This is a genomic window from Mesorhizobium sp. NPDC059054 (genome assembly GCF_042739215.1).
Classification (GTDB): Bacteria; Pseudomonadota; Alphaproteobacteria; order Rhizobiales; family Rhizobiaceae; genus Mesorhizobium.
In genome coordinates this window covers 376,773-394,649 of the sequence record NZ_JBHYHV010000005.1, presented here as the reverse complement: position 1 = coordinate 394,649, position 17,877 = coordinate 376,773, and the positions used below count along the sequence as shown (strand labels likewise).

The window sequence follows — 17,877 nt, the reverse complement described above, 5'->3', positions numbered from 1 at the left end:
CGGCGCGTGGGCGCGCCGCTACTTGTCCAACTGACCGACAAAAAGCCTCAGGCCTGAAGCCAGACCCGGCTGGCGATACGACCATTGGAAAGGTCGTTGCCGATGTCGTCGACAAAACCCTTCAGCTTCTTCGACGACGCGTTCAGATAGTCGTTGAACACCGGCAGGATCAGGCCGCCTTCGTCGTGCACAGTGACCGCCATCTGGCGATAAAGGGCGCGTCGCTTGGTCTCATCGAGTTCGCCGCGCGCCTGAGCGACCAGCTTGTCGAAGTCCGGACGCTTGAAACGTGTGTCGTTCCATTCCGCATTCGACACATAGGAGGTGGAATAGCGTGCATCCTGTGTCGGGCGGCCGCCCCAATAGGAGGCGCAGAATGGCTTCTTGTTCCACACCTCGGTCCAGTAGCCGTCGCTCGGCTCGCGCTGGACGTCGAGCTTGATGCCGGCCTTGGCCGCGCTGATCTGGAAGAGCTGCGCGGCATCGACCGCGCCGGGGAAGGCGGCATCGGAGGTGCGCAGCAGGATCGGTCCGTCATGTCCGGACTTCTTGTAGTGGAAGGCCGCCTTTTCGGGATCGTAGGGGCGCTGCTCGATGTCGGTCGGCGCGAGCGCATAGCTGGCATTGATTGGATAGTCGTTGCCGATGGTGCCGAAGCCGCCCACCACCTGCTTTAGGATCGCCTCACGGTCGATCGCCAGTTTCAGCGCCATGCGCAGGTCGTTGTTGTCGAAGGGCGCTGTGTCGCAATGCATCAGGAAGGCATAGAAGCCCTTGCTGGGCGTGCGCAGGATCTCGACTTCGGGCAGCCGCTTCAGCAGTGGCACGACCTTTGGCTGGATGACATTGATGAAGTCGACCTGCCCCGACCGCAGCGCGTTGATGCGTGCCGTCAGGTCGTTCATGACGGTGATTTCGACGGCATCGACATAGCCGCGGTCCTGGCGCCAGTCGTCCTTGTTGCGCTCGAAGGCGGTGCGCACGCCCGGCTCGAACTTGACCATTTTGTAAGGGCCGGTGCCGATCGCCGCATTGGGATTGTCGTTGCCGCCGTTCGGCTGGATCTGCAGATGATAGTCGGTGAGCACCAGCGGCAGGTCGGCATTGCCTTCCTTCAGCGTGATGACCAGGTCTCCGGCCTTGTCCTCGATCTTGTCGATGCTGGTCAAAAGGCCGAGCGCGCCCGATTGCGACTTCTCGCCGGCATGGCGCTGCAGCGTGGCGACCGTGTCAGCGACCGTCAGCGGCTTGCCGTCATGGAAACGCACGTCCTTGCGGATCTTGAAGGTCCACACCTTGGCATCCGGCGAAGGCGACCAGGATTCCGCCAGCGAAGGCACGGCGGCACCGGTCTTGGGATCGGACTCGACCAGGGTGTCGCCCCAGCAATGCGCGATCACGAACAGCACGCTTGCCGAGGCCAGTGCCGGGTCGAGTGCGTCGGCGGAAGCGCCGCCTTCGAGGCCCATGCGCAGCGTGCCGCCACGGACCGGCTCCTCGGCTCTGGCCGGCAAGGCAAACGTGCCCGTCGCCGCCGAAAGGCCGAGAAGCGTGCCCCCTTGAAGAAAGGTGCGGCGCGAGAGATTCAACGTATTGCCTAGCTTGATCATCCAGTCCCCCGTCGGTCGGCGTTTCCCGCCGCATTGGTGTCTGGGGAGAGATAATGATCCTGGCAGGCTCCAGCGCAATTTCGCTCGTTGACGCGATTTTAAGCGAGTTTACACTGAGGTGACCGCAGTGTTCACGTCCCGCACTTCAGCTTTTGATTCTGCATGTCCCTATCTCGAAACCGGTTCTCACCTTCGCAAGACATGCACTGATGCAAGACCTGGCCAACTTCCCAGCCAACCTCAAATTCGCGTGCAGCACCAGGAGGTCGATCTCCGACCTATGCCGTGCCATCGGCGTCAACAGGCAGCAGTTCAACCGCTATCTCAACGCCGGAACCTTGCCCTCGGCGCACAACCGGTTGCGGATCGCGGCCGCGTTCGATCTCGATCCGGCCGATTTCGGCCTGCCCCCGCATGCCTTCCGGCGCAAGCTTGCCGAGAGACGTCGCCCGGCAACGAGCGAAGGGCCGCTGGACGATGCCTTTCCCGGCGATCTGCGGGCATTGCGGCCGCATCTCGGCTTCTATCAGACCTGGCACGTATCGCTTTCCTGGCCGGGCCAGGTCGTCTGTTCCTGCGCCCACATGCGGGAAAGGGACGGCCAGGTTCTCGTCACGTCGCTGGAGCGCATCGTGGATCATGAAAGCGGCATCGCGCAGCGTTCGCGTTATGTCGGCCTCGCCGCCTATCAGCGCCAGCGCATCTTCCTGACCGAGCTGACCCGTGGCGAAGCGCCGACTTTCGGGCAGACGATCCTGATGCCCTTCGAACTCCATCAGCGTCGCTACCTTCGCGGCCTGACGATGGGCGTGTCCTGGCGCAACAACAACATGCCTTATGCTACGCGCACCATATGGCGCCATCTCGGCATCACCGCCAACAAACGAGGCCTGCTTTCCGCCTGCGGCGTCTACGCGCCGACCTCAGCCACCTTGCCTTCCGCGGTCGCGTCTTTCCTGGCCGACGTGCAGCCCTTCACGGCCGCCGCCGCGCCATCGCGGGATGCTTCACGGTAGCGTCCAAAAGCGGAAACGCTTGCGTTGACCGTGGAAAGTGTCCGCCCCTGGCGCAAGGAGGACACTCGCATCGAAGGAAAGCTTGATTTCCGTGCAAGCGTGGTCGATGCTTTCGCCATGGTTGAGAAGGATACCCATATTGTCGCCCGGCTGGCCGGCATCCCTCAGGCGGGATGTCGGGACGCTGATCGCGCAAGTTAACAACGCGGATCGTATTTCCCGACCTCGCCCCAATCGGACGAGGTCTATTCGCGCGGAAAGTTGCCTCGTCCTCCAACTGCTTCAGGAGATGACCATGGCACAAAATATCTACGACAATTCTGATTTCTTTGAAGGATACAGCCAACTGCCCCGACAGGTGAATGGCCTGGACGGTGCACCCGAATGGCCTGCCATTCGAGCCATGCTGCCCGATCTCGTCGGGCGAAAGATAGCTGATCTTGGCTGCGGCTTTGGCTGGGCGTCGCGCTGGATGCGTGAACACGGGGCGGCGTCAGTCGTCGGCTTCGATCTCTCGCAGAACATGATCGATCGGGCGCGGGCGGACACGCAGGATGCGGCGATAGAATTTCACATCGCCGATCTGGAATCCCTTGTGCTGCCGCAGGCTGCGTTCGATTTGATCTTCAGCGCGCTGACCTTTCACTATGTGGAGGATTTCGGTCGTCTGATCGGGACGATACACGCCGCACTGGTCCAAGGCGGCGATCTCGTTTTCACCATCGAACACCCCATCTTCATGGCTGCCGCCCATCCGCATTGGACGCAAGATGAGGACGGACGAAAGACCTGGCCGGTGAACGGCTATTCGATCGAAGGGGAGCGGCGAACAGATTGGTTCGCCAAAGGCGTCCTGAAGTATCACCGGACGCTTGGGACGACGATCAATAGCCTGATCGAGGCGGGCTTCGTCATAGGCCGGATCGAGGAGTTTGCCCCAACGTCAGAACAGATCAGGCAAACACCGGCGCTCGCGGAAGAGTTGGAGCGGCCCATGATGGTGCTGGTTTCAGCGCATAAGCCGTAAACCCGGGCCGCCGCTCAGTCTCCGGGGGGCAGTTGCAGAAGCTCGCGGCCGTGACCTCGCTATTGTCCAATGCATCTCGGATCGTCTGCGGCTGCGCGCCTGTGAGATAGACGATCTAGTGCATCCTTGCGCTGGCATGTTGCCGGCTGGCCGACTATTGCTGAGGGCGACCGGGAGGCGAGGCCCGGTCGCGCAAGAGCAGTTCCAGCAAAAGTGCGCAGCGGTTTTGCGTCCGGAATTGCGTAGAGAGACAGAGCAATTTCAGGCACAGGTTTTTTCATGATCAGCAAGATTTTTGTTGCCGCGGCGGTTTCCCTGCTGGCGGTCTCGGCGGCGAACGCCCAGTCCTGCCAGAAGAACTTCAAGACCGAGGGCGTGCCGATGATAACCGCCGTCAGCTACAAGAGCTCCGGGGTCTTCCCGAAACTCGATTCCAAAAAGGCGCTGGACAATGCCCATCGCGCCATGCTGGCCGAAGGTTTCGAGAACATCAAGGTCGACAAGGCGATGGGCTCGCTGACCGCCAAGCAGGAAACGTCTGGTTCCGGCCGCGAGCAGACCCTGCGTGTCGTTGTGCGCAAATCCGGCAAGGGCAGCCGTGTCGACGTGGTGTTCATGGTGCAGGCCGGCCAGGTGGCTCCGGAAGGCGCCACGCGCGACGCCATCTGCCGCGTCATCGAAGGCGCCGCCGGCTAGACGTCAAACAGCCTCATGTTTCCTGACGCCCCGGAGGCCACAGGCTTCCGGGGATTTTTCTGATCAGGACTCCGGTCCATCACACACCGGGCGGCTTCACCCCGTCGCCGCGCGTCAGCTTCAGCATATCCGTGAACAGCGCGTGCCAATCGGCCTCATTCAGGCTGATCAGGCCGAGCGCCTTCAACAGGAAGGCGCCTTCACCGGCCAGGAAGGCGACGGCGATCTGGCGGTCTGCCGGCTTGGACAGGTCAAGCCTTGCCAGAAAGCCGTTGTACCACTCCCGGCTTGCGGCCACGCGATCCGGCGCCTCCAGCAACGCCGTCATCATGACGGCGGAGCGCGAGTGCTCCTCTTCGTCCTCGTCCCGCGTCACCGAAAGATGTGCCCGGATCACCGCCTCCGCTGACGGTTCGGGGCCCGCCTCTTCCATGACCTTGGTTTCGTAGGTGTCGGCCCAGCGGGCGATCATCGCGCGGATCAGATTATCCTTGGTTCCGAAACAATACTGCACGCCGCTCTTGGTGATACCGGCGGCCTTCGCCACGGCATCGAAGCTCAGCCCTGATGCTCCGAGCTCAGTCACCACCGTCTCGGCGGCGTCGAGGACCTTGTCGCGGTCAATGCTGCGCGGTCTTCCTGACATCCGACCCCTTCCATTTCAATACGATCGTATTTATATACCGGCTCGCGGCGGGGCAAGTCCGCTGTCGTAAGTATTTTGAAGGAAGGTATCATGTCCCCGAGCAACCGCTGGCTGGTTCTGGCCATCGTGTCGAGCGCGCTGTTCCTGATCGTCATCGACATGACGGTGCTTTACACCGCGCTCCCCACGCTGACGCACGACCTCAGAGCGACGGCGACGGAAAAGCTCTGGATCATCAACGCCTATCCCCTGGTGGTCGCCGGTCTGTTGCCGGGCGTCGGGACGCTGGGCGACCGGCTTGGCCACAAGCGCATGTTCCTTGCGGGTCTTGTCGTGTTCGGCCTGGCGTCGCTGGGTGCCGCCTTCTCCCCGACCCCTGCCTGGCTGATCGCGGCGCGCGCCCTGCTCGCGGTCGGCGCCGCCATGATGATGCCCGCCACCCTGTCGCTGATCAGGCTGACCTTCATCGACGAGAAGGAGCGCGCCTTCGCCATCGGCGTCTGGGCGGCCGTGGCCTCCGGTGGGGCCGCGTTCGGTCCGGTCGTCGGCGGCGCGCTGCTGGAGCATTTCTGGTGGGGCTCGGTCTTCCTGATCAACGTGCCAGTGGTGTTGGTTGCCCTGCTTGCCGGCGCCACCTTGCTGCCGTATCGGCCGGGCAACGGCGATCATCCCTGGGATCTCGTCGGCTCCGTTCAGATCATGGTCGGGCTGGTCGGCCTGACCTATGCCATCAAGGAAATCGCCAAGCGCGATCCGTCCTGGCTTGCAGCCGCGCTCGCCTTCGCCATCGGTCTTGTCGCCATGATCGTCTTCGTTCGCCGCCAGCTCGGCAGTCGCACGCCGCTGATCGACTTTTCGCTCTTCGCCAATCCGCGCTTCTCGGCCGGCGTCGTGACGGCCATGGTGGCATCGGCGGCATTGATCGGCGTGGAGCTGGTGTTCAGCCAGCGCCTGCAACTCGTGCTCGGCCTCTCGCCGCTGCAGGCCGGCCTGATCATCCTGCCGATCCCGCTCGCGGCTTTCATCGCCGGTCCCGTTACCGGCCTGGCGCTGCCGCGGGTTGGCGCCGTACGCGTGCTCTGGGCCTCGCTGCTTCTGGCAGGCGCCACGCTCGCCGCGTATCTCCTGGTCTATCAGGGCGAAACCTGGCTGTGGCTCGCGGCGCTGTCGGCAATGGGCTTCGGCTTCGGCGCGGCCATGACGGCGGCCTCCAGCGTCATCATGCTGTCGGCCCCGGAAGAGAGGGCCGGCATGGCGGCCTCCATCGAGGAGGTCTCCTTCGAACTCGGCGGCGCGCTTGGCATAGCGTTCCTGGGCTCGCTGATGTCGGCGCTCTACACCCATGCTTTGGTGTTGCCGCAGGGGATTGCCACGCAGGCAGGCGACAGTCTGGACGAGGCACTGCTGGTCGCCGAGAAGCTGGCGCCGGCGCAGGCGGAAGCGCTGACCGCCCTTGCAGGTGCCGCATTCGATCATGCCTTTTTCGGTGTGATCGCCGCTGCGGCAACGCTGCTGATCCTCGTCAGCCTGGTGATCTGGAGGCGGACTTCGACGGTGTAAGGGATGGCGTATCTTCCCTTCTCCCCCAGGGGGAGAAGGGTTCAGTTCACCACCCGCCTGGCGTTCGGCAGATCCAGCGAGAAGGCCGGGATGGCGATGTCGAACTGCTCGCCGCGTGCATTGCGCATCGTGTAGTGGCCAACCATGATGCCGGACGGCGTCGAAAGCGGGCAGCCTGAGGTGTATTGGTAGCTGTCGCCGGGGTTGAGTTCCGGCTTTTCGCCGACGACACCCGGGCCGCGCACCTCTTCCACCTGTCCAGCGCCGTCGGTGATGTGCCAGTAGCGCGACAGAAGCTGGACGAATTCGTCCGAACGGTTGTCGATCGTCACCCGGTAGCCCCACACGTAACGGCCCTCGTCCGGATCGGACCGGTACTCGAGGTAGAAGGGTTCCACCTCGACCACGATGTTGCGGGTGACTGCACTGTACATGGGTAACCTGGAGCGACTCGTACGAAAAACCTACACCGAGTTTCCGTCCGCAGGCCGTCATGGTCAACCTTCTGTCATGTGCACGACATGAAACGGTGATGGTGTGCGCCGGATCGCGTCCGGCCCCGTGACGATTCCCGGACATCAGATTGCGAGGCTGCCGCATGACCCCGAAAGGATCATGCGGCGGATCAAAGTTTTAGAGCGTCCCATGCGCGTCCCAGAGGACGGGCGGCGCTCTAAAGGCCGCTTTCCGGGAGTGACCTGACTTCATGGACCTGACAACCGCAGCCGCTTCCCTTTCCGCCGCATTGCTTCTCACCAATTTCGTTTCCGTAGGGCTGGCATGGTCTCAGCTGGAACGCCGCCGCACCGTTGCACCGCCGCGTGGCGATGCGCCGCCGGTTTCCGTCGTCATACCGGCGCGTGGCGTCGAGCCCTTCACGGCCGAGACGCTCGAGCGCGCCTTCCGGCTCGACTGGCCGGACTATGAGCTGATCTTCTGCGTGGCGCACGCCGATGACCCGATTGCCCTGGCCATCCGCACCACCATGGCGCGTTTTCCGGACGTGCCGGCGCGCCTCCTGTTCGGCGATGACCGCATTAGCGGCAACCCCAAGCTGAACAACTGCGTGAAGGGCTGGGAGGCGGCCCGCCATGATTGGGTGATCCTGGCCGATTCCAACGTGCTGATGCCGCGCGATTACATCCAGCACATGATGCAGGCCTGGCGCACCGACAGCGGCCTTGTCTGCTCGACGCCGGTCGGCTCGCGTCCGGACGGCTTCTGGGCCGAGGTCGAATGCGCCTTCCTCAACACGCTGCAGGCGCGCTGGCAGTATACCGGTGCTGCCGCGGGTCTCGGCTTCGCGCAGGGCAAGAGCATGCTGTGGTCGAAGCCACTGCTCGATGCCAATGGCGGTATCCGTGCCCTGGCCGCCGAGATCGCCGAGGACGCCGCTGCAACCAAGCTGGTCAACGGGCTCGGCCTCAAGGTCCATCTGGTGGCCTCGCCGTTCGAGCAGCCGCTCGGGCATCGCAGGCTCGAAGCGGTATGGTCGCGCCAAGCTCGCTGGGCGAGGCTGCGCCGCGTCACCTTCCCGTTGTTTTTCGCGCCCGAACTTTGTGTCGGCGCGGCGATGCCTCTGCTGTTCGCGCTGATTGCCGCGGCCGGCTCCGGCGCCGACATGGTCTCGACCGCCTTGCTGGTGCTCTGTGCCGTCTACCTGCCGGAATATGCATTGGCGCTGGCCAAGGGCTGGTATGCCTCACCGCGCCTGATCCCGGCGATGGTGGTGCGCGATATCATGGTGCCGGCGATCTGGCTGCGCGGCTGGCTCGGCGGCGCCATCGACTGGCGCGGCAACACCATGAACATCACCACCAAGTCCGACGAAGCCGAGGAAGTGCTCTCGGGCGCCTGATCTGATCTGTATCGCTGCCGGCTGGTTTGCGGCATGATCGCTGCAGCCCAACGCTTGAGGGGAGGGTGGTCGTGCTGTCCGAGGACCGCTATTGCCAGATCGCGCTCGGCTTTCCCGAAGCCGTGCAGAGCAGCCATTTCGACGTCACCGATTTCCGCGTGCGCGGCAAGATCTTCGCCACGCTGCGGCCGAAGGACAGCCGCGCCGTCATCAAGCTGGCACCGGACGAGCAGCGGCTGCTGCTCGAAACATCGGCCGGTCAGTTCGAGCCGATCCCCGGCTCCTGGGGCCAGAAAGGCTGGACGCGGGTCTGGCTGGAACAGGCGGACGAGGAAACCGTCCGCCATGCCATGACGATGAGCTGGCGCTCCGTCGCGCCGAAGTCGTTGCGGTAGGGGCGACAATGTGAAATTTCGAATGTCGCGCCTGGCATACCCCCACCCCTAACCCCTCCCCTCAAGGGGGAGGGGGATTGGTCGATGCGCGCGCCCTGTAAGACGTCGGTGGTTTCGCATCAGATAGCGACCGAGAAGTCCCCCTCCCCCTTGAGGGGAGGGGTTAGGGGTGGGGGTGTGCCGGGCGCGACGCAGTCAGATATCGACAACTGGCGGGTACGGCATCTCCGTGTGCGAGATCGTGCCCTTACCTCAAGCCTTCGCCAGCGCCTGTTCGATGTCTTCCAGCAGGTCGTCGGTGTCTTCGAGACCGAGCGACAGGCGCAGCGTGCCGTCGCCCATGCCGAGTTCCGCGCGGGCCTCGTCGGTCAGGTTCTTGTGCGTCGTCGTCGCCGGATGGGTGATCAAGCTCTTGGCATCGCCCAGATTGTTGGAGATCAGCACCACGTCGAGCGCGTTCTCGAAGGCGAAGGCCGATTTCTTGCCGCCCTTGAGGTCGAAGCAGATCAGCGTCGAGCCGCCGGTCATCTGCTTCTTGATGATGTCGGCCTGCGGATGGTCGGCACGGCCGGGATAGATCAGCCGCCCGACCTTCGGGTGGTCGGCGAGGAAATCGGCGATCTTGCCGGCTGCTTCCGTCTGCTGGCGCACGCGCAGGGGCAGCGTCTCCAGGCCTTTCAGCAGCACCCAGGCGTTGAACGGCGACAGGCTCGGGCCGGTGTGGCGGAAGTAATCGTGCAGGTTCTCGTCGATCCACTTCTTGTCGGACAGCACGATACCGCCGAGGCAGCGGCCCTGGCCGTCAATGTGCTTGGTGGCCGAATAGACGACGATGTGCGCGCCGAGTTCCAGCGGCTTCTGCATCAGCGGCGTGGCAAAGACATTGTCCACCACCAGCCTGGCGCCGATCGAATTGGCGAGCCTAGCGACGGCGGCGATATCGACCACTTCCAGCGTCGGGTTGGTCGGGCTCTCCAGGAAGAACAGCTTGGTGTTCGGCCTCACCGCGGCTTCCCAGTTCCCGGTCTCGGTGCCGTCGACCAGCGTCGCCTCGATGCCGTATTTCGGTGCCAGCGTCTCGACCACCCAGCGACAGGAGCCGAACAGCGCGCGCGCAGCCACGATATGGTCGCCAGCCTTGAGGCTGCACAAAACGGCGGCCGTCACCGCGGCCATGCCGGATGCGAAGGCACGGGCGTCTTCAGCGCCTTCCAGTGCGCACATGCGCTTTTCGAACATGTCGACGGTGGGGTTCGCGTAGCGCGAATAGATGAAGCCTGGCTCCTCGCCCTTGAAGCGGGCTTCGGCGCGCTCGGCGCTGTCGTAGTGATAGCCCTGCGTCAGGAACATCGCTTCCGACATCTCGCCGAAGCCCGATCGCAGCGTGCCAGCGTGGACGAGCTGGGTTGCGGGTTTCCAGTTGCGCTTTTTCTCGGTCATGGTTCCGTTCCGACACACAAAAAAACCGGCCGCGAAGTCGCAACCGGTCCATAGGGGCTTTGTCGGGCCCTGCGGTCCTTTAGCGACTTGTTTAACGTGGCTGCAAGCCGACCGGCCAAATCACCACGGGATAAAGTTCCCTTTAGACCCGGGGGCGGCTTGCGTCAATTGCCGGCTTCATTAAGAGCATGGAGGGCTGGCTGACTTGAGCCACCTGTGGAGTTGTCATTGCGCAAGACAGGCATTCTTCCCGATCAGGATATCGCGGCGCTGTTCCAGGCAGGCAGCCTGAAGTCGCCGCGTCCGCTCGATGCCGACCAGATCCAGCCGGCGAGCCTCGACCTGCGCCTCGGCGAAAAGGCCTATCGTGTGCGCGCCTCCTTCCTGCCCGGTCCCCACAGCACGGTGGAAGCAAAGCTCGACCGGCTGAAGCTGCATGAGATCGACCTTGCCGAAGGCGCGGTGTTGGAGACGGGCTGCGTCTACATCGTGCCGCTGCTGGAAAGCCTGGAACTGCCGGGCGACATTTCCGCCTCGACCAATCCGAAGAGTTCGACCGGCCGGCTCGACATCTTCACCCGCGTCATGACCGACCATGGCCAGGAGTTCGACAAGATCGCCGCCGGCTATCGCGGCCAGCTCTATCTCGAAGTCAGCCCGCGCACCTTCCCGATCGTCGCACGCACCGGCTCGCGCCTGTCGCAGATCCGCTTCCGCACCGGCAACGCGCTTCTGTCGGAAGAGGAGTTGCATGCCTTGCACCGCGCCGAGACGCTGGTGGCGATCGACCCGCCCAACATCTCAAACGGCGGCATCGCGCTGTCCATCGATCTGGCCGGCGACAAGGACGGGCTGGTCGGCTATCGCGGCAAGCATCACACCGGGCTGGTCGACGTCGACAAGCGCGCCGCCCAGGACATCGTCGATTTCTGGGAGCCGCTCTATCGCAGCGGCGCCGGCGAGCTGGTGCTCGATCCGGATGAATTCTACATCCTCGTCAGCCAGGAGGCGGTGCATGTGCCGCCGCTCTACGCCGCGGAGATGACGCCATTCGATCCGCTGGTCGGTGAATTCCGCGTGCACTATGCCGGCTTCTTCGATCCGGGCTTCGGTCATTCCGCCGCCGGCGGCACCGGCAGCCGCGCGGTGCTGGAAGTGCGCAGCCATGAGGTGCCGTTCATCCTCGACCACGGCCAGATCGTCGGCCGGCTGGTCTACGAGCACATGCTGAAGCGGCCGACCGCGCTTTACGGCACCGACCTCGGCTCCAATTACCAGGCGCAGGGCCTGAAGCTGTCGAAGCATTTTCGGGCAGCGAGGTAGGGAATAGGGGAGTAAGGGAATAGGGGAATAAACAACTGCCCACTTCCTTACTCCCCTATTCCCTTACTCCCCTAAAACGCCACCCATCCAAAGCAGCAACACCACGTCGCATCCTGCGCTTGCCTGGCTCCCTGCGGCGTGCTTGGCTGTCAGCGGACAACAAGACCAACCCGAGGGGGAACATGATGAGAATGTCCAAGTGGTTCGCAACGGTCGCGGCCGCAACGATGATGGTGGCGGGCGCCAGTGCTGCCTTTGCCGCCGACAAGATCAAGATCGGGACGGAGGGTGCCTATCCGCCTTTCAACACCCTCACCGCGGACGGCAAGCTGGAGGGTTTCGACATCGACATCGCCAATGCGCTGTGCGCGCAGATGAAGGCCGAGTGCGAACTCGTCACGCAGGATTGGGACGGCATGATCCCGGCGCTGCAGGCCAAGAAGTTCGATGCCATCATCGCTTCGATGAGCATCACGCCCGAGCGCAAGAAGCAGGTCGCCTTCACCAACAAATATTACACCACGCCGCTGGCGCTGGTTGCCTTGAAGGACAGCGCGCTGGCCGGCACGGATGGTGAGGCAGTCAAAGGCAAGACCGTGGGCGCGCAAGCTTCCACAACCCAGGCCGATTATGCGCAGGACGTCTATGCCAAGGCCGGCGCCGACGTGAAGCTCTACCCGACGCAGGAAGAAGCGGTGACCGACCTGGTCAACGGCCGCCTCGACGCCGTCCTCTCCGACAAGTTCGTGCTGGTCGACTGGATGAAGAACGGCTCGGCCAAGGATTGCTGCAAGATGATCGGCGACGTCAAGGGAACCGAGACCGAAGCCGGAATCGCGATACGCCAGGAGGACAATGAGCTGCGCGAGAAGTTCAATGCGGCCATCGACGCCATCGTGGCCGACGGCACCTACAAGAAGATCCAGTCGAAATATTTCGACTTCGACATCTATTGAGCAGCTGTTGCTGATGGCGGATAGCCAGCCGCCTCGTTGCTGAAAAGGAAGGCCGGGAGCTCTCCCGGCCTTTTATCTGTCCAGCGCCACGCGGCTCAGATCGCACTGCTCCACTGCACGGGCACCAGTTCGAAACCGTTGCCGGATTTGGCGATGTGACCGGTGGCGGGGAAGGGGGCGTGGTAGAAGGCAACCTGCATCTTCTCCGCCGCCGCCATGTCGAGCAGCTTGCGCCGGGTCGCCGTCGCCTGCGGCCCGTCCATGTCGAACACCGCCGTCCAGTCGGGGTTGCGTACGAACAGCGCAGGATGATTGGTCGTATCCGACAATGCCATCAGCCTGTCGTCGCCGGAGGCAATGGCGAAGACGGTGTGGCCGGGCGTGTGGCCGGGAGCAGCGATCGCGGTCACGCCAGGCACCAGTTCCTTGTCGCCTTCGTACTGCTTGACGTCCTTGGCGACGGGGCCGAAGACGCGGCGCACGGTGGCGAATGCGTTCTTCGCGGCTTCCGGCGCGGCGTTCATCTTGGAATCGTCCATCCAGAACGCCCATTCGGCCGCCGGCACCATGACCTCGGCATTCGGGAAGACGGCGGTGCCGTCCTTGAGCCGGAAGCCGTTGATGTGGTCGCCATGGAAATGGCTGATGATGACGGTCGAGACATCCTCTGGCTTGAATCCGGCAGCCTTGAAATTGTTCATCCAGACCCCCGATGTCGGCGCGCCGGAATCGCCGTTGCCGGTGTCGATCAGCACCAGCCGGTCGCCGATCTGCAAAGCCAGCGTGGTGTAGGAGATCGAGATCGCATCGCTCGGCAGATAGGCATCCTCCATCGCCTTCTTGACGTCGGCGAGCTCGGCATTGCGGATGAAGCCGTCGAGCGGGCGCTGGCCGAACCCGTCGTTGAGTGCGGTGACGGTGATGTCGCCCACCTTGTAGCGATAGAAGCCGGGATTGTGGCTCACGGGTGCGTCTTGCGCCCGCGCCGGCGCGATGCCGATGGGCAGGTCGAGGATGGCAGCGGTAGCGAGGGCGCCGGCGCTTGCCATGACGGTGCGACGGGAAAGGGCGAAACTGGCCATTGATCGGACTCCAAAGGTCAGCAGGCACGGCCTTGACCGGCAGCGCTCATCGCCGACCGGTTCCGCGCCCCGGGGACAACCCGGAGAGCAGGCTACCAGCAAGGCTTGCGGCTTCAACCTGATGCGGCCGACGGGAGGTCACCTTTGCGTGAGCCGGGTGTTATCGAGCGAGGATGTCCGGTCCGGATTATTCGCGTGCTGATGGTCACTCGTCGTCGATCATTCGGGATCGTCGTTTGAATTTCCTTGCGTGCGGTTGGCCAAAGCGGCCAAGTAGTGGTCGATGGAGGGGCCATGGTTTCGGCGAAGAAAGCCTTTTGGCGGATGTTCAAGTACGACTACGGCTACGACGTTTATGTGCGGGAGAAGATATTCGATGCCAGGGGCAAGGACATCGCCAATCTGCTCCTGGCAATGGACGATGAGGAGAAGATAATCTGGATTCAATACGCACGAGGTGAATCCGAGGTTTCGCGGATGCTTACGATCGAGAACCTGAAAAGACTCCGCAAGTCCTGCGATATCATCATCCAAAAATACGAAGAGGGTGTTGTCCAACCTTCGCAAGACGCGGGATCGTAGCGCCCCAAAGAAACTATCCTCCGAGCACCAATCGAAGCCCGGCGCTGGCGCTTCCTCGCTTTGCCGGCACATGTTTGGCAGGGCTCGGCCGTTTCGGCCGAAGTTGGAGGGAAAACAGGAATGCAGATTTCGAAATGGCTCGTCTCGGCTGCGGCCGCGACGATGTTGATGATGGGGACGGCTGCCGCCGAAAAGCTGAAGATCGCCACGGAAGGGGCTGCGCCGCCCTTCAGCACGGTGACGGCGGACGGCAAGCTGGCCGGCTTCGACGTCGACATCGCCAACGCGCTGTGCGCTGAGATGAAAATCGAATGCGAGATCGTCGCGCAGGATTGGGACGGCATGATCCCGGCGCTGCAGGCCAGGAAGTTCGATGCCATCATCGCCTCGATGACCATCACCGAGGAGCGCAAGAAGCAGGTCGCCTTCACCAACAAATACTACGCGACGCCGCTGGCCCTGGCCGGCCTGAAGGACACCGCCGTGACCGGCACCGAGCCGGCAGCGCTGGAAGGCAAGACGCTGGGCGCGCAAGGCTCGACCATGCAAGCCACCTACGCGCAGGATGTCTACGCCAAGGCCGGCGCCGACGTGAAGCTCTACCCGACGCATGAGGATGCCGTCGCCGACCTCGTCAACGGCCGGCTCGACGCCATCATCACCGACAAGTTCGTGCTGGTCGACTGGGTCAAGAATGGCAACGGCAAGGATTGCTGCAAGCTGATCGGTGACGTGAAGGGTACCGAGGCCGAGATCGGCATCGCGATCCGCCAGGGCGAGGACGCGCTGCGCGAGCGCTTCAACGCCGCGATCGACGCCATCGTGGCCGACGGCACCTACAAGAAGGTGCAGGCGAAGTATTTCGACTTCGACATCTATTGAGCGGTTGCGGTTCGCGCCGCGTCAAAGCCGATCAGATCGATGGGCGCCGCTGGCGCCACGGGCGCCCTTGGCGCCCGTTTTGCTGTCTGATCCGTGCCCGGTCCAACGCGTTCAAAGACGTCATGCGGCACGCTCAGGCATCCTGAATGTCCTGAAAGGTGGCATCTTTGACATTCAAGACAGAATTCTGTCGTCCTATCTCTAGCTGGCGCTCCGATGGAGAGAGCGTCAAAGGAGAACGAAGATGACAAGCGAACCTAAGGGTACGGCTCTCGTCACCGGCGCATCGTCGGGAATAGGGGCGATCTATGCCGATCGCCTGGCGAAGCAGGGCTACGATCTGATCCTGGTGGCACGCAATGCCGACAAGCTGCGCAACCTGGCGAAGGCCATCAGCGACGAGACAGGCCGCTCGGTTGAAGTTTTCCCGGCCGACCTCGGCAAGAGCGCCGAGCTGAAGCAGGTCGAAAAGCTGCTGCGCACCGATGCCAGCATCACCATGCTCGTCAACAATGCCGGCATCGGCGCAATCGCGCCGCTGCTTTCGAGCGACGTCGATGCCATGCAGTCGATGATCGACATCAATGTGACCGCACCGATGCGGCTGGCCTATGCGGTCGTGCCGGCTTTCGTGTCGCGCGGCAAGGGCACGATCATCAACATCGCCTCGATCGTCGCTATCGCCCCTGAAACACTGAATGGCGTCTATGGCGGCAGCAAGGCCTTCGTCCTCGCCTTTTCGCAGTCACTTCATCACGAGCTGGCCGACAAGGGCGTCCGTGTCCAGGCCGTGCTTCCAGGCGCCACGGCAACCGACTTCTGGGCTCTCTCGGGAAGGCCTGTCGAGCATTTGCCCAGCGAAATCGTGATGGCCGCCGACGCCATGGTCGATGCCGCGATGGCGAGATTGCAGCAGGGCGAACTGGTCACCATCCCTTCGCTGCCGGATATCGCCGACTGGCAGGCCTTCGAGGCGGCACGCGATGCCCTCAAGCCCAAGCTTTCGCTGGGTGCGCCGGCGAAACGTTACGCGGCCTGATCACTGGGGGAAGGCGTACCCATCACGGTGGCGCCGTTCCCTGCAACCTGTCTGGAAGGAAACGACAATGTCTCGAATTCTCGAATCCGATAGTCCATTGCCCGCAACCGCTTTAAAACTGGAAGTCCTCTTGGTTCCCGTTGCCGATGTCGATCGCGCCAAGGCGTTCTACGCCGGTCTCGGCTGGCGGCTCGATGCCGACTTCGTCAATGGCGATGCATTCCGCGTCGTGCAGTTCACGCCGCCCGGCTCGAACGCCTCTATCCATTTCGGCAAGGGGCTGACGCCGGCGGCACCCGGCTCCGCGCAGGGTTATCTCATCGTGACCGATATCGAAGCCGCGCGTGCGAGCCTCAAGGCGCGTGGCGCGGCGGTGAGCGAGGTGTTCCATCGTGCCGCTGTCGGCGGGCCGGCGCTGCCCGGGCGCGATCCGGAGGGGCGAAGCTACAATTCCTTCGCCTCGTTCAGCGATCCGGACGGCAATGGCTGGATACTTCAGGAGATCACCGCACGATTGCCGGGTCGCGTCGAGCCGGACGTCACCGCCTACAGTTCTGTGGCCGACCTGGCGGCCGCACTTCGGCGAGCGGCAGAGGCTCATGGCGAGCACGAGAAGCGGACTGGCGGCCAGCATGATTTCAATTGGCCCGACTGGTATGCCGCCTACATGGTGGCCGAAAAGGCCGGCACGGAACTCCCGCTCTAGAAGAGCGTTCTGGCTCCTGTCTTGAATTGTCTGTATTCAACCTTTTGCGCCAAGGAGAACATCTGATGCTGCGGATCGGTTTCGTTCTGACGTCCGGCTTCCAGATGATGAGCCTTGCCGCCGCTTCCGCGTTCGAGTTTGCCAATCTGGTTGCCGGCGAAAAGGTCTACAGCATCGAAGTCCTCTCGGAGACGGGCGGCTTGTTGGATAATTCGCTCGGCATTCCGATCGAGACGCGCAAGCTTCGCCTGTCCGGCCATGACACCTTGATCTTCGGAACCGGGATCGTGATCGACGAGCCCGCTCCCGTCATCGTGGCCTTTGCCCGCAAGGCGATCAAATCGACGCGGCGCATCGCGTCGATTTGCATGGGCGCCGCCATTCTCGCGGAGGCCGGTCTTCTCGACGGCAGGCGGGCAACCACACATTGGCTGGTCGCGCAGAAGCTCCAGGCGCGTTATCCGAAGGTGAGGATGGAAGAAGACCGCATCTTCATCGTCGACGGACCGGTCTGGACATCGGCCGGGATGAGCGCCGGCATCGACATGGCGCTGGGCATGATCGAGAAGGATCTCGGCGCTGATCTGGCGCGGGCGGTGGCACAGCGCCTCGTGCTCTACCACCGCCGTGCCGGCGGCCAGTCGCAGCATTCCGAACTGCTTGCCCTCGATCCCAAGTCGGATCGCATCCAGAAGGCATTGGCCTATGCCAGGACCAATCTGCGCTCGACGCTTTCGGTGGAGGAACTCGCCGAGGCCGCGCATCTGAGCCCGCGGCAGTTCAGCCGTGCCTTCCGTGCCGAGACGGGGCAGACGCCCGCCAAGGCGGTGGAGAACCTGCGGCTCGAAACGGCGCGCGTGATGATGGAGCAGAGCCGCCATCCCATCGACGTCGTCGCCGCCGAGACCGGTTTCGCCGATCGCGAGCGCATGCGGCGCGCCTTCATCCGTGCCTTCGGGCAACCTCCGATGGCGATCAGGCGCAGTGCGCGGGAATCGTCATTCGCGAACTGACGAACGGGCTTCCAGTCACTTCGGCCAGCAGGCGGATGATTTCGGA

Annotated in this window: 18 protein-coding genes and 1 riboswitch; of the genes, 13 read left to right on the top strand and 5 right to left on the bottom strand. The window is 63.3% G+C overall.

Going from position 1 to position 17,877, the window contains the following annotated elements:
• Positions 1 to 47: 47 nt before the first annotated feature.
• On the bottom strand, positions 48 to 1,610 hold the full coding sequence (locus tag ACFWXH_RS22830; protein WP_379123618.1) for an ABC transporter substrate-binding protein: 1,563 nt from the start codon (positions 1,608 to 1,610) through the stop codon (positions 48 to 50).
• 209 nt (positions 1,611 to 1,819) lie between these two features.
• On the opposite strand from ACFWXH_RS22830, the gene ACFWXH_RS22825 reads away from it, so the two are divergent.
• The 3 genes from ACFWXH_RS22825 (at position 1,820) to ACFWXH_RS22815 (ending at position 4,349) form a co-directional block, all read left to right on the top strand.
• Positions 1,820 to 2,626: a helix-turn-helix domain-containing protein gene (locus ACFWXH_RS22825; protein WP_379123617.1), complete on the top strand. Its 807-nt coding sequence runs from the start codon at positions 1,820 to 1,822 to the stop codon at positions 2,624 to 2,626.
• Positions 2,627 to 2,921: 295 nt separating this feature from the next.
• Positions 2,922 to 3,653 (top strand): class I SAM-dependent methyltransferase, encoded by a 732-nt coding sequence (locus ACFWXH_RS22820; protein ID WP_379123616.1) that lies wholly within the window; start codon positions 2,922 to 2,924, stop codon positions 3,651 to 3,653.
• A 279-nt stretch (positions 3,654 to 3,932) separates the two neighbouring features.
• Positions 3,933 to 4,349 carry a hypothetical protein gene (locus ACFWXH_RS22815; protein WP_379123615.1) on the top strand — a complete coding sequence of 139 codons (417 nt, stop codon included), beginning with the start codon at positions 3,933 to 3,935 and terminating at the stop codon, positions 4,347 to 4,349.
• A gap of 79 nt (positions 4,350 to 4,428) precedes the next feature.
• Here ACFWXH_RS22815 and ACFWXH_RS22810 read toward each other — a convergent pair whose 3' ends face one another.
• Complete coding sequence (locus ACFWXH_RS22810; protein WP_379123614.1) at positions 4,429 to 4,995, bottom strand: TetR/AcrR family transcriptional regulator; 567 nt, start codon at positions 4,993 to 4,995, stop codon at positions 4,429 to 4,431.
• A 90-nt stretch (positions 4,996 to 5,085) separates the two neighbouring features.
• Here ACFWXH_RS22810 and ACFWXH_RS22805 point away from each other — a divergent pair, with 90 nt between their 5' ends.
• Positions 5,086 to 6,555, top strand: coding sequence for an MFS transporter (locus ACFWXH_RS22805; protein ID WP_379123613.1), 1,470 nt, complete (start codon positions 5,086 to 5,088; stop codon positions 6,553 to 6,555).
• Positions 6,556 to 6,596: 41 nt separating this feature from the next.
• On the opposite strand, the gene apaG is transcribed toward ACFWXH_RS22805, so the two are convergent.
• Positions 6,597 to 6,989, bottom strand: a complete 393-nt coding sequence (gene apaG, locus ACFWXH_RS22800) for a Co2+/Mg2+ efflux protein ApaG (RefSeq protein WP_379123612.1) — start codon at positions 6,987 to 6,989, stop codon at positions 6,597 to 6,599.
• Positions 6,990 to 7,261: 272 nt separating this feature from the next.
• Between apaG and ACFWXH_RS22795 the strand changes: the two genes are divergently transcribed.
• Together ACFWXH_RS22795 and ACFWXH_RS22790 are read left to right on the top strand one after the other, a co-directional pair.
• Entirely contained in the window at positions 7,262 to 8,413 is a 1,152-nt protein-coding gene (locus ACFWXH_RS22795) for a ceramide glucosyltransferase (protein ID WP_379123611.1), read from the top strand.
• 71 nt (positions 8,414 to 8,484) lie between these two features.
• On the top strand, positions 8,485 to 8,808 hold the full coding sequence (locus ACFWXH_RS22790) for an MmcQ/YjbR family DNA-binding protein (protein ID WP_379123610.1): 324 nt from the start codon (positions 8,485 to 8,487) through the stop codon (positions 8,806 to 8,808).
• A 252-nt stretch (positions 8,809 to 9,060) separates the two neighbouring features.
• On the opposite strand, the gene ACFWXH_RS22785 is transcribed toward ACFWXH_RS22790, so the two are convergent.
• The gene (locus ACFWXH_RS22785) at positions 9,061 to 10,248 is read right to left on the bottom strand and encodes an O-succinylhomoserine sulfhydrylase (RefSeq protein ID WP_379123609.1); all 1,188 of its coding nucleotides are present in this window, start codon (positions 10,246 to 10,248) and stop codon (positions 9,061 to 9,063) included.
• A gap of 59 nt (positions 10,249 to 10,307) precedes the next feature.
• Positions 10,308 to 10,385: riboswitch (SAM riboswitch) on the bottom strand.
• Between the two features lie 91 nt (positions 10,386 to 10,476).
• Here ACFWXH_RS22785 and ACFWXH_RS22780 point away from each other — a divergent pair.
• Both ACFWXH_RS22780 and ACFWXH_RS22775 read left to right on the top strand, forming a co-directional pair.
• Entirely contained in the window at positions 10,477 to 11,571 is a 1,095-nt protein-coding gene (locus tag ACFWXH_RS22780; RefSeq protein WP_379123608.1) for a 2'-deoxycytidine 5'-triphosphate deaminase, read from the top strand.
• 191 nt (positions 11,572 to 11,762) lie between these two features.
• Positions 11,763 to 12,527: an ABC transporter substrate-binding protein gene (locus ACFWXH_RS22775; protein ID WP_054308655.1), complete on the top strand. Its 765-nt coding sequence runs from the start codon at positions 11,763 to 11,765 to the stop codon at positions 12,525 to 12,527.
• A 95-nt stretch (positions 12,528 to 12,622) separates the two neighbouring features.
• Here the strand turns inward: ACFWXH_RS22775 and ACFWXH_RS22770 are convergent, their stop codons facing one another.
• Positions 12,623 to 13,609 (bottom strand): MBL fold metallo-hydrolase, encoded by a 987-nt coding sequence (locus tag ACFWXH_RS22770; protein ID WP_379123607.1) that lies wholly within the window; start codon positions 13,607 to 13,609, stop codon positions 12,623 to 12,625.
• Positions 13,610 to 13,903: 294 nt separating this feature from the next.
• Between ACFWXH_RS22770 and ACFWXH_RS22765 the strand changes: the two genes are divergently transcribed.
• The 5 genes from ACFWXH_RS22765 (at position 13,904) to ACFWXH_RS22745 (ending at position 17,831) form a co-directional block, all read left to right on the top strand.
• Entirely contained in the window at positions 13,904 to 14,191 is a 288-nt protein-coding gene (locus ACFWXH_RS22765; protein ID WP_379123606.1) for a hypothetical protein, read from the top strand.
• A gap of 126 nt (positions 14,192 to 14,317) precedes the next feature.
• The gene (locus tag ACFWXH_RS22760) at positions 14,318 to 15,073 is read left to right on the top strand and encodes an ABC transporter substrate-binding protein (RefSeq protein WP_379123827.1); all 756 of its coding nucleotides are present in this window, start codon (positions 14,318 to 14,320) and stop codon (positions 15,071 to 15,073) included.
• 244 nt (positions 15,074 to 15,317) lie between these two features.
• Positions 15,318 to 16,112 (top strand): SDR family NAD(P)-dependent oxidoreductase, encoded by a 795-nt coding sequence (locus ACFWXH_RS22755; protein ID WP_379123605.1) that lies wholly within the window; start codon positions 15,318 to 15,320, stop codon positions 16,110 to 16,112.
• Between the two features lie 67 nt (positions 16,113 to 16,179).
• Positions 16,180 to 16,818, top strand: a complete 639-nt coding sequence (locus tag ACFWXH_RS22750) for a VOC family protein (protein WP_379123604.1) — start codon at positions 16,180 to 16,182, stop codon at positions 16,816 to 16,818.
• 65 nt (positions 16,819 to 16,883) lie between these two features.
• Positions 16,884 to 17,831 (top strand): GlxA family transcriptional regulator, encoded by a 948-nt coding sequence (locus ACFWXH_RS22745; RefSeq protein WP_379123603.1) that lies wholly within the window; start codon positions 16,884 to 16,886, stop codon positions 17,829 to 17,831.
• The last annotated feature ends 46 nt before the right edge of the window (positions 17,832 to 17,877 follow it).

Bases quoted from the DNA above. Each gene is read 5' to 3' on its own strand.
- ACFWXH_RS22830 (WP_379123618.1), bottom strand. From the start codon at position 1,610: ATGATCAAGCTAGGCAATACGTTGAATCTCTCGCGCCGCACCTTTCTT.
- ACFWXH_RS22825 (WP_379123617.1), top strand. From the start codon at position 1,820: ATGCAAGACCTGGCCAACTTCCCAGCCAACCTCAAATTCGCGTGCAGC.
- ACFWXH_RS22820 (WP_379123616.1), top strand. From the start codon at position 2,922: ATGGCACAAAATATCTACGACAATTCTGATTTCTTTGAAGGATACAGC.
- ACFWXH_RS22815 (WP_379123615.1), top strand. From the start codon at position 3,933: ATGATCAGCAAGATTTTTGTTGCCGCGGCGGTTTCCCTGCTGGCGGTC.
- ACFWXH_RS22810 (WP_379123614.1), bottom strand. From the start codon at position 4,995: ATGTCAGGAAGACCGCGCAGCATTGACCGCGACAAGGTCCTCGACGCC.
- ACFWXH_RS22805 (WP_379123613.1), top strand. From the start codon at position 5,086: ATGTCCCCGAGCAACCGCTGGCTGGTTCTGGCCATCGTGTCGAGCGCG.
- apaG (WP_379123612.1), bottom strand. From the start codon at position 6,989: ATGTACAGTGCAGTCACCCGCAACATCGTGGTCGAGGTGGAACCCTTC.
- ACFWXH_RS22795 (WP_379123611.1), top strand. From the start codon at position 7,262: ATGGACCTGACAACCGCAGCCGCTTCCCTTTCCGCCGCATTGCTTCTC.
- ACFWXH_RS22785 (WP_379123609.1), bottom strand. From the start codon at position 10,248: ATGACCGAGAAAAAGCGCAACTGGAAACCCGCAACCCAGCTCGTCCAC.
- ACFWXH_RS22775 (WP_054308655.1), top strand. From the start codon at position 11,763: ATGTCCAAGTGGTTCGCAACGGTCGCGGCCGCAACGATGATGGTGGCG.
- ACFWXH_RS22770 (WP_379123607.1), bottom strand. From the start codon at position 13,609: ATGGCCAGTTTCGCCCTTTCCCGTCGCACCGTCATGGCAAGCGCCGGC.
- ACFWXH_RS22765 (WP_379123606.1), top strand. From the start codon at position 13,904: ATGGTTTCGGCGAAGAAAGCCTTTTGGCGGATGTTCAAGTACGACTAC.
- ACFWXH_RS22755 (WP_379123605.1), top strand. From the start codon at position 15,318: ATGACAAGCGAACCTAAGGGTACGGCTCTCGTCACCGGCGCATCGTCG.
- ACFWXH_RS22750 (WP_379123604.1), top strand. From the start codon at position 16,180: ATGTCTCGAATTCTCGAATCCGATAGTCCATTGCCCGCAACCGCTTTA.
- ACFWXH_RS22745 (WP_379123603.1), top strand. From the start codon at position 16,884: ATGCTGCGGATCGGTTTCGTTCTGACGTCCGGCTTCCAGATGATGAGC.